Origin of the sequence: Mesorhizobium loti, assembly GCA_014189435.1 — a bacterium.
Classification (GTDB): domain Bacteria; phylum Pseudomonadota; class Alphaproteobacteria; order Rhizobiales; family Rhizobiaceae; genus Mesorhizobium; species Mesorhizobium loti_G.
Map to the genome: position 1 here is coordinate 864,468 of CP050293.1, position 15,354 is coordinate 879,821.

16 protein-coding genes and 1 pseudogene are annotated in these 15,354 nt (G+C 64.0%); 10 read left to right on the plus strand and 7 right to left on the minus strand.

Features of this window, described 5'->3' with window-relative positions; all coding sequences use genetic code 11:
• Positions 1–48 precede the first annotated feature (48 nt).
• The 5 genes from HB777_04115 (at position 49) to HB777_04135 (ending at position 3,959) form a co-directional block, all read left to right on the plus strand.
• Positions 49–534 carry a phosphonopyruvate decarboxylase gene (locus HB777_04115; GenBank protein QND68645.1) on the plus strand — a complete coding sequence of 162 codons (486 nt, stop codon included), beginning with the start codon at positions 49–51 and terminating at the stop codon, positions 532–534.
• 5 nt (positions 535–539) lie between these two features.
• Complete coding sequence (locus HB777_04120) at positions 540–1,127, plus strand: aldehyde dehydrogenase (protein ID QND63186.1); 588 nt, start codon at positions 540–542, stop codon at positions 1,125–1,127.
• Between the two features lie 7 nt (positions 1,128–1,134).
• A complete protein-coding gene (locus tag HB777_04125; protein QND63187.1) occupies positions 1,135–2,613 on the plus strand; it encodes an aldehyde dehydrogenase in 1,479 nt (492 codons plus the stop codon).
• A gap of 96 nt (positions 2,614–2,709) precedes the next feature.
• The gene (locus HB777_04130; GenBank protein ID QND63188.1) at positions 2,710–3,489 is read left to right on the plus strand and encodes an SDR family oxidoreductase; all 780 of its coding nucleotides are present in this window, start codon (positions 2,710–2,712) and stop codon (positions 3,487–3,489) included.
• A 20-nt stretch (positions 3,490–3,509) separates the two neighbouring features.
• Positions 3,510–3,959 carry a VOC family protein gene (locus HB777_04135; GenBank protein QND68646.1) on the plus strand — a complete coding sequence of 150 codons (450 nt, stop codon included), beginning with the start codon at positions 3,510–3,512 and terminating at the stop codon, positions 3,957–3,959.
• 55 nt (positions 3,960–4,014) lie between these two features.
• Here HB777_04135 and HB777_04140 read toward each other — a convergent pair whose 3' ends face one another.
• Positions 4,015–4,668 (minus strand): GntR family transcriptional regulator, encoded by a 654-nt coding sequence (locus HB777_04140; GenBank protein ID QND63189.1) that lies wholly within the window; start codon positions 4,666–4,668, stop codon positions 4,015–4,017.
• A gap of 106 nt (positions 4,669–4,774) precedes the next feature.
• The gene (locus tag HB777_04145) at positions 4,775–5,953 is read right to left on the minus strand and encodes an FAD-binding oxidoreductase (GenBank protein QND63190.1); all 1,179 of its coding nucleotides are present in this window, start codon (positions 5,951–5,953) and stop codon (positions 4,775–4,777) included.
• 183 nt (positions 5,954–6,136) lie between these two features.
• On the opposite strand from HB777_04145, the gene HB777_04150 reads away from it, so the two are divergent.
• The 5 genes and pseudogenes from HB777_04150 to HB777_04170 all read left to right on the plus strand — a co-directional run bounded on the left by HB777_04150 (position 6,137) and on the right by HB777_04170 (position 10,357).
• Complete coding sequence (locus tag HB777_04150) at positions 6,137–7,339, plus strand: pyridoxal phosphate-dependent aminotransferase (GenBank protein ID QND63191.1); 1,203 nt, start codon at positions 6,137–6,139, stop codon at positions 7,337–7,339.
• A gap of 7 nt (positions 7,340–7,346) precedes the next feature.
• A complete protein-coding gene (locus tag HB777_04155; protein QND63192.1) occupies positions 7,347–7,778 on the plus strand; it encodes an acetyl-CoA carboxylase biotin carboxyl carrier protein subunit in 432 nt (143 codons plus the stop codon).
• Positions 7,779–7,783: 5 nt separating this feature from the next.
• Positions 7,784–9,157 (plus strand): acetyl-CoA carboxylase biotin carboxylase subunit, encoded by a 1,374-nt coding sequence (gene accC, locus HB777_04160; protein QND63193.1) that lies wholly within the window; start codon positions 7,784–7,786, stop codon positions 9,155–9,157.
• A pseudogene (locus HB777_04165) lies at positions 9,147–9,543 on the plus strand (biotin attachment protein). Before accC ends, HB777_04165 begins: the two are co-directional and overlap by 11 nt.
• A gap of 40 nt (positions 9,544–9,583) precedes the next feature.
• A complete protein-coding gene (locus tag HB777_04170; protein QND63194.1) occupies positions 9,584–10,357 on the plus strand; it encodes a LamB/YcsF family protein in 774 nt (257 codons plus the stop codon).
• 51 nt (positions 10,358–10,408) lie between these two features.
• On the opposite strand, the gene HB777_04175 is transcribed toward HB777_04170, so the two are convergent.
• Genes HB777_04175 through pxpB form a run of 5 tightly spaced genes read right to left on the minus strand, consistent with a single transcriptional unit; the run spans position 10,409 to position 15,354 of the window.
• On the minus strand, positions 10,409–11,434 hold the full coding sequence (locus HB777_04175; protein ID QND63195.1) for a proline racemase family protein: 1,026 nt from the start codon (positions 11,432–11,434) through the stop codon (positions 10,409–10,411).
• Between the two features lie 52 nt (positions 11,435–11,486).
• On the minus strand, positions 11,487–12,515 hold the full coding sequence (locus tag HB777_04180) for an Ldh family oxidoreductase (protein ID QND63196.1): 1,029 nt from the start codon (positions 12,513–12,515) through the stop codon (positions 11,487–11,489).
• Between the two features lie 39 nt (positions 12,516–12,554).
• Positions 12,555–13,718, minus strand: a complete 1,164-nt coding sequence (locus HB777_04185) for an epoxide hydrolase (GenBank protein QND63197.1) — start codon at positions 13,716–13,718, stop codon at positions 12,555–12,557.
• A complete protein-coding gene (locus tag HB777_04190; GenBank protein QND63198.1) occupies positions 13,715–14,695 on the minus strand; it encodes a biotin-dependent carboxyltransferase family protein in 981 nt (326 codons plus the stop codon). The genes HB777_04185 and HB777_04190 overlap by 4 nt, the downstream gene beginning before the upstream one ends.
• Positions 14,692–15,354 (minus strand): 5-oxoprolinase subunit PxpB, encoded by a 663-nt coding sequence (pxpB, locus tag HB777_04195; protein QND63199.1) that lies wholly within the window; start codon positions 15,352–15,354, stop codon positions 14,692–14,694. Before pxpB ends, HB777_04190 begins: the two co-directional genes overlap by 4 nt.

A 15,354-nucleotide genomic window follows, 5' to 3' on the forward strand; every position in this document is an offset into this window, starting at 1 on the left:
GCGCTTGCAGCCGCCCCAGCGGCGTCTGAAAAGCAGTGGCCGGATCAGGTGTATGACGTGCTCAAGGCCGCCGGCATCAGCCACATGTCTTATGTGCCGGATGCCGGCCATACCACATTGATCCGCCTTTTCAGTGAGGATCCCGAGGTCGTCACCAATGTGCTGACGACGGAGGAGGAGGGCATCGCCATAGCCGCCGGCTCCTGGCTCGGCGGCAAGCGGAGCGTCGTGCTCATGCAATCCTCCGGTGTCGGCAATTGCATCAACATGTTGTCGCTTCCCGTGCAGGCGCGCTTTCCCTTGCTCGTCCTGGTGACGATGCGGGGCGAATGGGCCGAGTTCAACCCGTGGCAGGTGCCGATGGGGCAGGCGACGGAAGCCTCGCTGAAGGCGATCGGCCTCAGGGTGCTGCGCGCCGAGACCGGCCCCGACCTGGTGGAGACGGTGGCGCAAGCAGCCCTGATGGCTTTTGACGCCGACCAGCAGATTGCCGTGCTGATCGGGCAGCGGCTGCTCGGCAAGAAGAAGTGGTGAGCGACATGAATTTACCGACGATGGACCGCCGGCTTGCGGTGAAGAAGCTGCTTGACGCCCGCGATGGCGCGTTGGTCGTGACCGGTCTCGGCTCGCCGAGCTACGACGTGCATGCCGCCGGCGACCGCAACGACAACTATTATCTGTGGGGCGCCATGGGCGGCGCTGCGCTGATCGGCCTTGGGCTCGCCCAGGCCCAGCCCGACAAGCGGGTCATGGTGATTACCGGTGATGGCGAACAGCTGATGGCATTCGGTGCTCTGGCGACGATCTCGGTGGCGCGGCCGAAAAATCTCGACCTGATCGTGCTCGACAACCAGCATTTCGGCGAGACCGGCATGCAGTCCAGCCATACTGGCAGAGGCATCGCTTTCGACAAGGTCGCGGCAGCCTGCGGTTTTTCGAAAGCCGCCGAGTTGCGTTCGCTGGAGGAGGTCGACACGCTCTGTGAAGAGCTTCGGCGTCCGGCCGACGGTCCGCGCCTTTTCGTGCTGAAAATCACCGCCGAGAACCTGCCGCGCTCGCTGCCGCCGCGCGACGCGGTCGAGGTCAAGAACCGCTTTCGCGCCCATCTGGGCTTTGCCACCTGTTGAGGTCGATATGGCGCTGGTCAGTTTCCAGAATACGGTCGGCGGTCGGCTACAATCGACAGCCGATACATTCGAGAGTCATGATCCCTTCACCGGTAGGCCCTGGGCGCTGATCCCGCGCGGGGGAGCAGGCCAGGTGGACGCCGCCGTGGCGTCCGCCAAGGCAGCTTTCCGGTCGAAGGAGTGGGCCGGCATCACGCCGACCGCGCGCGGCAAGCTGCTGGTGCGGATGGCTGACCTGATCGCCGAGAACGCGGATCGTATTGCCGCCATCGAGACGCGCGACAATGGTAAGCTGCTCACCGAAATGACGGCGCAGCTGCGCTATATCCCGGAGTGGTTCCGCTATTTCGGCGGTCTTGCCGACAAGATCGAAGGGTCGGTTCTGCCGATCGACAAGGCTGGCATGTTCGCCTTCACCCGCCACGAGCCGCTGGGCGTCATTGCAGCAATCGTGCCCTGGAATTCGCCGCTTCTGCTTCTGACATGGAAGCTCGCGCCGCTGCTGGCGGCAGGCAACACTGTCGTCATCAAACCGTCGGAACACGCCTCGGCCTCGACGCTGGAGTTCGTGAAACTGTTCGCGCAGGCGGGCTTCCCGCCCGGCGTGGTCAACACCGTCACCGGCATGCCGCTTGATGTCGGCGTGCCGCTTGTTTCCCATCCCGACGTCGCCAAGATCGCCTTCACCGGCGGTGAGCCCGGCGGGATCGCCGTCTATCGAGCCGCTGCCGAGCAGCTCAAGACCGTCACGCTGGAACTCGGCGGCAAATCGGCCAACATCGTCTTCGGCGACGCCGATATCGAGAGCGCGGTCAACGGTGCCATATCAGGCATTTTCGCGGCCAGCGGCCAGACCTGCATCGCCGGCTCACGCCTGCTGGTGCATCGCAAAATCCACGACCGGTTCGTGGAAGGCGTCATAACGCTGGCGGCCAGCGCCCGATTGGGCAATCCGGCGCTGCAAGAGACGCAGGTGGGGCCGATCACCACGCAAGCCCAGCGTGAGAAGGTGCTGTCCTATCTCGGCATAGCGCGCCGCGAGGGTGCGCTTTGCGTGTTGGGCGGCGGCAAGCCGGCGTCCGGTGAACTGGCCGAGGGCTGGTTCGTCGAGCCCACCATCTTCACCGGCGTGAACAACACCATGCGGATCGCGCGTGAAGAGGTGTTCGGGCCGATCCTGTCGGTCATTCCGTTCGACGACGAGGACGAGGCCTTTGCCATTGCCAATGACAGCCCCTACGGGCTGGCGGCGGGGATATGGACCAGCGACATGGGCCGGGCGCTGCGCGGCACGGCCGCTATGGAAGCGGGGATGGTCTGGATCAATTCATACCGCGCCGTCTCCTACATGGCGCCCTTCGGCGGCTACAAGAGGAGCGGCATCGGCCGCGAGAGTGGACAGGAGGCGATCAATTCCTATCTGCAAACCAAGACGGTGTGGATAGACACGGCCGGCAAGACCGCCAATCCCTTCGTGATCCGCTAGGGTAGCCTCGGTGAGGGAATCATCCTTATCCGTGGCCGAGCCAGGCGCACCGCTCCCCGGAACGGTGGTCTGCTCACAATGACGAAGGAACTGGACATGAGACAGGCGGGCAAGGTGGCGGTGATCACCGGGGCGGCGCGCGGCATCGGACGCGCTTGCGCGGAACGCTTTCTGGCCGAAGGCGCGAAGCTCTTGCTCGGCGACATCGATGCCGCGGAACTGAAAAAATGTGCCGCTGAAATCGGCACCACCGATCGCGTCCTGGCAGTCGTTACAGATGTCAGCAAGAAGGACGAGGTCGATGCGCTGGTTGCGGCGGCGGTGGCGAAATTCGGCCGTGTCGACATCATGGTCAACAATGCCGGCATCGCTCCGGTCCAGGACTTTCTCGACATCAGCGAGGCGGATTACGACAGGGTTCTCGCGGTCAATTTGAAGGGCGCGTTCATGGGCACCCAGGCAGCCGCCCGCCAGATGATCGCGCAAGGTGGAGGCGGCGTCATCATCAACATGTCGTCGATCAATTCGGGCCTCGCCAACCCGCGCGTCGCCACCTACGCGATCTCCAAGGGCGGCATGAACCAGGTCACCAGCACCGCGGCTGTCGCCTTCGCTCCCCACGGCATCCGTGTGGTCGGTGTCGGGCCGGGCACCATCGCCACGGACATGGTGATGGACGGGACATTCATCGATTCGGAGGAAATGCGACGCGCGGTTCTTTCGCGCACACCGCTCGGGCGCCTCGGCACGGCAGCCGAGATCGCCTCCGTCGTGGCGTTCCTGGCCAGCGATGACGCTTCCTACATCACCGGCGAGACGATCTACCCCGACGGGGGGCGCCGGGTGCTGAACTATACGGTCCCGATCAAGGAGTAAGAAGAATGGGGAGTAAGAAAATGGGTAATTTCGACAAGCTGCATCATCTCTGCATCGTCGTGCACGATATCGACAAGGCGCAGGCCTATTACGACTCCATCGGAATCGGGCCATGGGAGTCCTACCCGCCGCTGGCCGAGTACGAAGAACTCGAGGTCCCAAGTCCCGAGGGTTTCAAGGCGATGCAATACCGGATTTGCAACTTGCCGAACGTTCAGCTGCAGCTGTGCGAGCCGAACGGCGATCCTTCACCGCAGCGGATTCATCTCGATAGCAAGGGTGAAGGCGTCTTCCACATCGGCTTCGAGGTTCGTGATGCGGACGCAGCCGAAACCAAGGCGAAAACCGATGGACTTGCCGTGCTGATGCGCGGGCGCCGGGAAAACCGCACCGGCTTCACCTATTACGACACGGCCGACAAGGCAGGCGTGATCCTGCTGACGCGGGCGACCAATCTGCCCGGCAAATGATCTGCGCGTGCGAAGGGGAAAGCCGATGCGGATCGAGTCCGGAATGGCTGGTCCGTCAGCTGCCCCGCAGTTCCTGAAGCCGGTCGACCAGGAATTTGCCGCTGGTGATGATATGCATTTCCAAAAGGCCGACGGCGCGCAGCGTATCCTTGGCTTCGCACAGGTCGATGAGTTGCCAGTGGTCGCGGTCGGACTGGGCCTGGATCTCGGTGAGCGTCACCATCATGCGCGTGTACCGCTCCAGCTGCTGGTAGATGCGTCCCACCAATTCGATGGTCGCCTTGCGGCCGGACGGCTGGTAGAGCGCGGCGTGGAAGTTCCAGTTGAGTTGGTTCGAGTACTCGCCCGTCTTGCCCTGCTCCTGGTGCTGCTTTGCCCGTTCGCGGGCCAGCGCAAGGTCGCCGTCCGTCATCCTCGGAATGGCTAGGGCCAGCAGCCATGTTTCGATCCGGGCCCGCAATTCGTAGAGCTCGAGGATCTCGTCCAGGGAAATGGAGGTGACGACGGCGCCCTTGTGGGAAACCAGCGTGACAAAACCTTCCGAATGAAGCTGATGCAGCGCCTCTCGCACCGGAATCCGGCTGACGCCGAACTCGGTGGCCAGATGCTCCTGCCGCAGCTGGAAGTTGGCCTCGTATTCGCCGATCAGGATCTTCTGCCGGATGGCATCGGCGACCTGGGTCGAGATGGTTTTCTTCTGTACGAGCATGAATCAGCCTGGGGCGGCCGCCTTGGTTGTTGACTGGCGCCGTTTTGATTGAAGAAGTGGACGCATAGCACCGTTGTCACCGCGATGCCATGTCGCCCGTTTCGCTTCAGTAGACATGTTCTTCGATGGGCTGGTTGCCAGCGATCCGTTCGTAGCGGAAGGCCGACAGGTCGACAGAGCGGTACTCGCCATAGGCAATGAGATCACTGACGCCCGACCCGGTCGCCGCCGCATGCATCATGCCGTGGCCGCTGAAGCCGGTGGCCAGGACAAGGTTCGAGATCTCGGGATGCCGGCCAATGATACCGCTGTGGTCGAAGGTGTTGTACTCGTAGAGCCCCGCCCAGGCGCGCAGCATGCGCAATTGTTCGAAGCCGGGCACACGATGGGCCAGCGCCGGCCAGATCAATTCGTCGAACAGGTCGTAGTCCACATCCAGGCCAAAATCGTCCGGGTCGTTGTCGCGCACCGGCGGAATACCGCACAGGAAGAGCTGACCTTCCGGTCGCAGCCAGAAGCCGCTTGTGTCGAAGACGAAGGGGCAGTTTTCGATCCTTGCCGGCGTTTCGAAGACGAAGACGCAGCGCTTGCTCGGGACAACCGGCAGTTCGGCTCCGGCCATCCTGGCAATGCCCGCGCTCCATGGTCCGGCCGCGTTGATCACCGTGCCGGCGGCAAGCCGTTCGCTATTGTCCAGCACCACTTCGCCAACCTTGCCGGGAGACGCCATGGTCAGTCCGGTCACGGTCGCGGCAAGATAGTCCACGCCCTGCGTGCGTGCCTTGCGGCGGAAGGCCTGCATCAGGCCGGGGCCGTCGAACCAGCCTTCGCTGCCAAGGCCGAGCGAGCCAAGGGCGAGATCGTTCGTGTTGAGCCATGGGAAGCGTCGCGCCAGGTCGGCTTGCTCGATCAGTTCGGCGTCGACGCCCATGCCGCGCTGAACGCGGTTCTTGGCACGCTGCGCGTCGGCCCGCTCAGGTGTCGCCAGCACGAGGTAACCGGGCTCGTGCAGGCCGATGTCCGCCAACTCGTCGCCAATGGCAAGCCGCGTCTTTACCTGGCGCAGGAAGTCGATGCTGAACTTTGACATGGCGATGTTCGGCGCCGTGCCGAATTGCTGGCGTATGGCGCTGGTCGACAAGGAAGACGAGGAGGCCGTGTAATAGGGGTCCCGCTCGATCACGGCGATCCTGCCGTCGAAATCCGGATTGGCGGACAGGAAGTAGGCGATCGAGCTGCCGACAACGCCGCCGCCGACGATCACCACATCGTAGTTTGTGCTCATTCCAGTCGTGTTCCTTATCTCGAATGTCATGCGTGGTGAGGAAGGATTGGATACTTTCCTCTATCGACCCACCTCTAAAATGAGACATAACCCGGTCTTCGACGCAGAAAAAGGGGTTTGACGCGAAAATAAGAATACATTATCCAATTTGCAGCAGATATCAGACATACCGAGGATTGTTCCGTGGGCTTCATCGCTCCCCGTCTCGACGTCATCAAGCCAAGCCCCAGCATGGCGGTCACCGCGCGGGCAATCGAAATGCGCTCGGCCGGCATCGACGTCATCAACCTGAGCGCCGGCGAGCCGGATTTTCCGACGCCGCCGCACATCGTCGAGGCGGCCTACGAGGCGATGCGCAGGGGTGAGACGCGCTATACGGCGGTCGACGGCACCGCAGCGCTGAAGAAGGCGGTGGCCGGAAAATTCAGGCGCGAGAACGGCCTCGATTACAAGCCTTCGCAAATCAGTGTCGCGGGTGGCGCCAAGCAGATCATCTACAACGCCCTGCTGGCGACGCTGGCCCCCGGTGACGAGGTGGTTGTCCCCGCGCCCTATTGGGTTTCCTACACCGACATCGTCCTGCTCGGGGAAGGCAAGCCCGTGGTCGTTCCCTGCACGGAGGCGCAAGGCTTCAAACTGACGCCGCAAGCCCTGCGAGCCGCCATCACCTGGCGCACCAAATGGCTGCTGCTCAACACGCCTTCCAACCCGACAGGCGCCGTCTACAGCCGCGACGAACTTGCGGGACTTGCCGGGGTGCTGCTCGACCACCCGCATGTTCATGTTCTGACCGACGACATCTACGAGCATATCCTGTTCGACGGGCGCGTCTTCCATACCATCGCCGGCGTCGAGCCGCGGCTGAAGGACCGCACGCTGACAGTCAACGGCGTGTCGAAGGCCTATGCCATGACAGGCTGGCGGATCGGCTATGCCGGCGGGCCGGAACCGCTGATCCGCGCCATGGCGACCGTGCAGAGCCAAAGCACGTCGAACCCGTCATCCATCTCGCAGGCCGCGACCATAGCAGCGCTTGAAGGCCCTCAGGACTTTCTTCGTCCGCGCGCGCTCGAATTCCAGACCCGGCGCGACCGCGCTCTGGAGTTGCTGCGCGCCATTCCCGGCCTCACCTGCCAGACGCCCGAGGGCGCCTTCTATCTCTACCCCAATTGCTCGGCCCTGATCGGCCGTCGCCGCCCGGACGGCACGCCTATCGGCAGCGACGACGACTTCTCGCTTTACCTGCTCGATCAGGCGCGGGTCGCGGTGGTGCAGGGCTCTGCCTACGGCCTGTCGCCGCATTTCCGCATTTCCATAGCCACGTCGATGGACCTGATCGAAAAAGCGATCGGGCGTATCGCCGAGGCTGTCGAAGCGCTGCGATAGGCCGGCGATGGATCTCGACTTCGTCCAGAAGCTGATCGAATTTGTCTCGCGTTCGCCCATTGCCGAACTGGAGATCGAGCGCGACGGCGTTCGCATTCGCATGTCCAGGCAGGCGGCGCAGGCGCAGCCTTCGCCGGGGCCAGCCGCAGGCACCGTCGTCTCCTCTAATCCGGCTTCGACAGCTCCGCCTATCGTGCGGCATTCGATCCGCGCGCCGCTGACAGGCGTGTTCTACCGTTCCGGCACCGAAGGCGAACCGCCGCTCGCTTCGCTTGGCGATGTGGTTGAGGAAGGGCAGAAGGTCGGCGTCCTCGAAGCCATGAAGACCTTCAATGTCGTGGAATCCGATCGCACTGGGCGGATCGTCCAGATCGCTTTCGACGACCATGCCGCCGTGCAGTCCGGCGACGTGCTGTTCGTTCTCGAAGATTTGGGCTGACGGCGATGTTCGACACCGTCCTTATCGCCAACCGAGGTGAAATCGCGCTGCGCATCCTGCGCGCCTGCCGCGATCTCGGATTGAAGACGGTGGCGGCGCATTCGGAAGCGGATGCCAGCCTTCGCCATGTCGCGCTGGCGGACAGGGCAATCTGCATCGGACCGGCTGCCGCGACGGAGAGCTATCTCAACATCGCCGAGATCATCACCGCCGCGCAACTCACCGGCGCGGGCGCGATCCATCCGGGCTATGGTTTCCTCTCTGAAAACGCCGCCTTCGCCGAGGCCGTCGAAAACGCCGGCCTTATCTTTATCGGACCGTCCGCGGCGGCGATCCGCACCATGGGCGACAAGGTCTCCGCCAAGCGCAAGATGATCGCTGCCGGCGTTCCCTGCGTCTCGGGTTCGGAAGGTGCGCTGCCGCAGGACGAGCAGGCAGTGCGCGCCATTGCCGAGGCCATCGGCTATCCGGTCATCGTCAAGGCGGCAGGTGGCGGCGGTGGGCGCGGCATGCGCATCGTGCGTGAGCAGCGCGCCCTGATGGAAGCCGTTTCGATGGCGGTGAAAGAGGCTGACCGGGCCTTCGGCAACCCGCAAGTCTATCTGGAGAAATTCCTCGAGCACCCGCGCCATATTGAGATCCAGATTCTGGCGGACAAGCACGGTACAGCGGTCTGGCTCGGCGAGCGGGATTGCTCCATGCAGCGCCGCCACCAGAAGATCATCGAGGAGGCGCCGGCGCCCGGCATCGCTCGCGAGGCGATCGCCGAGATCGGCGAGCTGTGTGCCCGCGCATGCCTGACCATCGGCTATACGGGGGCCGGCACGTTCGAGTTCCTCTACGAGGACGGGCGCTTCTCTTTCATCGAGATGAACACCCGCGTGCAGGTGGAGCATCCCGTCACCGAGCTCGTCACCGGCATCGATATCGTGCGCGAGCAGATCCGCATCGCTCGGGGCGAACCCCTGTCGTTCAGCCAGGAAGACATCCGCATTCAGGGCCACGCTGTCGAATGCCGCATCAACGCTGAAAATCCCTACAGCTTTCGGCCGCATCCGGGTCGTGTCGAGCGCTGGACGCCGCCCGGTGGTCCCGGAATCCGCGTCGAATCGCATCTTTACTCCGGCTACACGGTGCCGCCGCATTACGATTCGCTGGTGGCCAAGCTGCTGGCGCATGGCGCGACGCGGGCCGAGGCGATCCGGCGCATGAGCGGCGCGCTGGGCGAGATGGAGGCCGTCGGCATCGCCACCAATGCGCCGCTGCACGGCATCCTGATGGAAGAGCCCGGCTTCGCCGCCGGCGGCTTCGATATCCATCATCTCGAACATCTCATTGAAGGCGGTCTGCTCCAGGGACGAGACGGCGATGACGGTTGAGGAGATCGAAAGGCTGACCGCCTGGTGCGCAAGCGCCGGCATAGGCGAGATCGAATTGGTGGAGGCCGGCTTTTTCGCTTCGCCTGCATATGCAGGCCGTTGTTGTGGCAGCACCCCTGGCTGCTGCCGGAGCGCCGAAGGCTGAAACGGTCTTCAAGGGCGTGCGTGCGCCCGGCGTCGGCGTGTTCCGTCTCGATCATCCAACGACCGGTCGGCCGGTTGCCGAACCTGGCCAGACGGTTCGCAAGGGCGAGACGGTCGGCGTCCTGCAGGTCGGCCCATGCCTGAAGGCCGTGCTCGCGCCGGCAGACGGCGTTCTGGGCGCGGCGCTGGTCGAGGACGGAGCGATCGTCGGTTACGGCACGCCGCTCTACGAGCTGGCGTGAGGGCGCCGGCAATGGTTGAAACCACACTGAGGAAAGCGCCATGACGGGATTGCAGGTCGATATCAATTCCGACATGGGCGAGGGTTTTGGAGCCTACAGGCTTGGCGACGACGCAGCGATCCTCGACATCGTCAGTTCCGCCAATGTCGCCTGCGGCTTTCATGCCGGCGACCCCGAGATCATGGCAGCCACGTTCTCGATGGCGCGCGAAAAGGGCGTCGCCGTTGGCGCGCATCCGAGCTTCGCCGATTTGTGGGGATTCGGACGCCGCATCATCCCGCATTCCATGGATGAGATCGAAAGGCTGGTCGCCTACCAGATCGGGGCGGCGCAGGCGCTTTCCGCCTATGCCGGCCACCCGATCCGCTACGTGAAGGCGCATGGCGCGCTGGGCAACCTTACCCAGACAGACCGTGGCGTCGCCGAAGCCGTGACGCGCGCGGTGAAGGCCGTCGATCCCCGCCTGATCTGCCTGGCCATTGCGCTCGGCTTCCAGGACAGGATCGCACGTGACGCGGGCCTGACGGTCAGGTCCGAAATCTTTGCCGACCGCGCCTATACGGAGGAAGGCTTTCTTGTCTCGCGCAAGCTGGACGGCGCGGTCATCCACGATGCGGAGAAGGCGGCGGAACGGGTCGTGCGGATGGTCAAGCAAGGCGCCATCGAAACGCTTTCCGGGCAGATGCTGCAGACGCCGATCGATTCGATCTGCGTCCACAGTGACACGCCGGCGGCCGTCGCCATCGCCGCGCACGTCAGGAGACGGCTGGAGGCGAGCGGCGTCAGGGTCAGGGCGTTCGCAGCAACGACCTGAGCACGGCGGAACGGTTACGCGGCCGCGCCGGAGGGCACGGCCGCCACCGTTTCAGAACCAGACATCGCTGAGGCGATGTCCGCGTGGATAAGGGTCTGTCGGGTCGAGGCCATATTGGCCGATGCTGGTGATCCAGGCCTGTCCGGCGATGGTGACCACGATAGCGTCGCGATCGCCAACGCGCGCATTGGCGATCACGCGGGAATCGAAATGGGTCCCGATGATCGACTTGTTGCGGAACAACTCGCCCTTGGCGATCTGCCCCTTTGCCGACATCACCGCCAACCGCCCGGTGGTGCCGGTGCCTGTCGGCGAGCGGTCGAGCCTGCCATGCAGACACACCGTGCCGTTGACGCTTTCCACGCGCCCGTCGACGCGCTCGATCGGGCCTTCGAATATGACGTTGGACACGTCGCGGATCTTCGCGTTCTCCGGATGCACGACCTCGAGCTGCTCGTTGACCGCCTTCTTGATACGTTGGCCCATCAGCGACATCTGGTGAGCCTCGTCGGGTTTCACGGCAAAGCCGAGTGCGCGGGCATTCACATGGGCAAAAGTCATGCCGCCATAGGAGGTGTCGACGGTGATCGTGCCGAGCCCCTCGACTTCGACATGCGTGTCGAGGTGGAAGGCGAAAGCCGGCACATTGGTGAACTCCACCTGCTTCACCTTGCCGTTCTCGCAGAGGCAGCGCACCTCGATCATGCCGGCCGGCGCTTCCATGCGTAGCCGCGTCTCGGGTTCCTTCATCGGCACCATGCCCGTCTCCAGCGCCACGGTGGCGACGCAGATGGTGTTCGAACCCGACATGGGCGGGTATTCGGTGCTTTCCATGATCACATAGCCGAGGTCGGCCGAGCGATCGCAGGGTGGCAGGATGATGTTGGCGTTGACGTAGGGCGCGCCGCGCGGTTCGAAGAGAACGAGCCCGCGTATGTCATCCATATGCTCTTGCAGATATTCCTTCTTTTCGAACATGGTCTTGCCGGGCACGTCCATGACGCCGCCGGTGATCACATTGCCTACTTCTCCCTCGGCGTGGCAGCCGACGACCGTGAATGTTCTTGACCAGCGCATTTTTCTCCCTTTCCCCTTGATGACCAAACCTGAGTGAGGCGGACGGATCACCTCAAACGCCGCCGAGTCCTTCTTCAAGAAATCGATCGAGCTGTTCGATTTCCTGAGCCGAGAGGCTGATGCCGCCACTCTCCGATGCTGCTCGGGCAATGAATCGCCGCTGCGAGGGCAGGCGCGCGCCCTGGCCAAGGATCGCCTCGAACAGAGTTTCAGCTCGACCCAGCGGGTTGCCGGGACGACCGGCGGAAAAAGCCTGTGGCGAGAAAGCGAGGATCAGCTCTCCATGCGATGGATAGAGCGTCGTGGTGCCGAGCAGATCGAGTGCCTCGGGGCTGGTCAGGTCGCCGATCATGATCCCGGCGAGCAGCTCGATCATTGTCGCGATGGCTGAGCCCTTGTGACCGCCGAAGGGAAGCATGGCGCCCGCCAGGGCGGCTTCGGGATCGGTTGTTGGCCTGCCGTCAGAATCCATGGCCCAGCCTTCCGGCAGCTTCTTGCCGGCCCGGCGGTGCAGCTCGATCTCACCGCGCGCGGCAACCGAGGTCGCGAAGTCGAAAACATAAGGCTGTCCGTCGCGCGGCCAGCCAAAGGCAAAAGGATTGGTGCCCAGCAAGGGTCCGTTGCCGCCGGTCGGAGCGACCGTGGCGTAGCTCGGGCACATGGCAAGGCCGGCAAGGCCTGCCTGCGTCAGAGCTTCGACCTCCACCCAAAGGGCGGAAAAATGTACCGCATCGTTGATCGCGAGCGCGGCAATGCCGCACGAACGTGCCCGTTCGACCAGCACCGGCAGACCCAGTTCGAATGCTGGGTTGGCGAAGCCGTGCTTCGCATCCACTTTCACGATGGCGGGCGCGCCTTGCGGCAACAATTCAGGCACCGCGTTCGGGTTCACCTTCCCGGCCCTGATCGTCCGCAGGGCGCCATCGATCCGGTAGACACCATGTGACTTGCAGGCATCGCGTTCCGCCGCGACGATGACCCTTGTGATGGCGCTGGCCTGGATGGGGTTCAGTCCGGCCTTGCGGAAAATTGCATCGACGCGCTCATGCAGGGCATCGATGGTGAGAACGGTGCTGGTCATTTCTGGCCTTCGGGTTTGGCTGCGCGAATGCAGGTGCCGTCAAAAATCCAGACCACCGGCAAAGGCTCTTAGATCCTGTGCAAGCAAAGCGGGCTGCTCGAGGGCTGCGAAATGACCACCGCGCGGCATCGCTGTCCACTGGCGGATGTCCTTGAAGACGCGCCCGACCCAGCTCCGTGGCGGCATCGGCAGCTCTTTGGGAAACAACGCCACCGCAAGCGGGACATGGATCGTCGTGCCGGGCGCGAATGCAAGCGGCCGGGCGCGCGTTTCCCAATAGAGCCGCATCGACGAAGCGATGGTCCGGGTGAACCAGTAAAGCGAGATGTTGGCGAGCATGTCGTCGCGCGCAAATGCGGCGTTGGCCAGATCGCCGTCGCAATCGCTCCAGTCGCGGAATTTTTCGATCATCCACGCTGCCAGTCCGACCGGCGAATCCGTCAGCCCGTAGGCAAGCGTTTGGGGGCGCGTCGCTTGGATATGAGCATAGGCGCCGTCAAGATCCGCCCATCCGGCCTTCCGTTTTAGGAAGGTGCGTTCTTCCGGCGTCAAGTCGCCGGCCGGGCTGGCATCGTGAGGAGGTGAGAATGAGCCGGGGATGAAATTCAGATGCACCCCGGCGAGACTGTCGGGATGCGCGTGCGCCAGGCAGGTCGACACGCTGGCGCCAAGATCCCCTCCCTGGGCGAGATATCGTTTGTAGCCGAGACGGCTCATCAACTCGGCCCAAAGGTCGGCAATTGTGAACAGGTTGAGACCAGGTCTGCTCGGCCGGCTCGAAAAGCCATAGCCGGGAATCGACGGGACCACGACGTTGAAGGCGTCCTCCCGTCTTCCGCCATGCGAAAGCGGGTCGGTCAGAAGTGGGATCAGCCTGTGAAATTCGAAGACGCTGCCAGGCCAGCCATGGGTGAGTATGACCGTCCTGCCGGTCGCAACAGCGGCGCGCGCATGGATGAAATGGATGGTTTGGCCGCCGATATCCGTCTGGTAGTGCGGATGGATGTTCCAGGCGGCTTCCTGCTTGCGCCAGTCGAAGCCGGTGCACCAGTGCTGCATAAGCCGCCGCAGTTCCTCGTGCTCCGTTCCCTGCGCCCAGCCAATTCCCTGCAACTGGTCCGGCTCGCGCCAGTTCGAGATGCGCTTGTTCAAATCGTCGATTTCAGGCTGGGCAATCTCGATCGTGAAGGGGCGAATTTTCATGGAGCCCTCTGCTCGCCGGCCATGAGGTTCCGGGCCGCGACAAAGTCGCGACGTTGCTGCCGGTTCGCGCGATGCGCTTCCGTCGACGCTTCGATCGAGACCGCTGAGAAACGCAGGCGCGCCCCGACCGGCGCTTGCGCCAGCCGCCAGAAATCGGCTTCGATCACCGTGGCGATCTTCGGATAGCCGCCGCAGGTGTTGGCATCGGCAAGCTGGATGATCGGCTGGCCGGACGGCGGCACCTGGACGGTGCCGGGTACGATGCCATGCGAAAGCAATTCCAGCGGCGAGAGGAGGGAAAGCGTCGCCCCGGAAAGGCGATATCCCATCCGGTTGGCGTCGTTGGTGATGCTCCACTCGCTGTCGGTGAAAGCCGCCTGGGCCTCCGGCGTGAAAGCGTCGAACTCGGCGGCTGGCAGAACCCGCAATTCGATTGCCGAGGCCATGCCGTCCGCCGCGCCCCGTCGCTCCTCCAGCGCCGCGCCAATCCCGCCCTTGGGAAACAGGCATTGCGCCGGATTGAGCGCAAGCCGGTCGCCGCGCGACAGGCCGCGTCCGCTGAGCCCACCGAAATTGCCTTTCACATCCGTCGCGCGCGACCCCATGACGGGCGGCAGATCGAGCCCGCCGGCAAAGGCGATGTAGGAGCGAGCACCGACGCGTGGTGCTTCAAGGACAAGGGTCTCGCCGGCGCGGATCGTCATGGCCCACCAGGGCGGGCAGGGCCGATCGCCGACACTGACGGCGCAATCCGCACCGGTGATGGCGACGGCGGTGTCGATATGCACGCGCAGCCTGAACGGATGCAGCGCGACCTCGATCCCGGCAGCCGAGGGATCATTGCCCAGCATGAGATTGGCGATCGCCAGCGCCTGCGCGTCCATGGCGCCACCATGGCTGACCCCCAGCGCCAGATGACCGGGCCGGCCGAGATCCTGGACCGTGTTCGGCAGGCCGGTGGTGAGGATCTCGATCATGCCTCGATCTCCGCGATTGCGAATCGGATCGTGTCTCCGGGCCTGAGCAGCACGGGCAATTCCGCTTCGGCCTTGAACAGCTTCACGTCGGTATGGCCGATGATGTGCCATCCGGACGGCGCGGTCATCGGCATGATACCCGCCTGCGCGCCGCCAATGATGACGGCGCCCTCGACGACTTTGAGGCGAGGCGTGCTGCGCCTTGCCCAGCTGAGCCGCGGGTCGAGACCGGACAGATAGGGAAAGCCCGGCATGGCGCCGATGGCGGCGACGGTGTAGCTGGCCGCCGCGTGGCGCCTGACGGTCTCGTCGACGGACAGGCCGCAATGCGCGGCCCAGCCGGCGAGGTCCTCGCCGCGAGTTCCGCCATAGCTGACGGGAATGGTATGATGCGTGCCGGTTACCGCGTGGGCGTCGGTGCAGGCCCAGAGCGACATCAGTTGACTGCCGACGCTTTTGGCGTCCGTAGCGAGCGGGTCAAACACCACCAGCAGGTTGTTCATGCCGGGAACGGCCTCGCGCACCCCCTCGAGGGTCAGCGCGGCATTCGCAACCGCCCAGACCAGCTCCTGGGTGGCATCATTGAAAGCCCCCTGCGCGCCATCGAGCAGCAGCGCGCCTGATCCCGCAAGACTGATGTGGGGCGTACCGGCAACCAC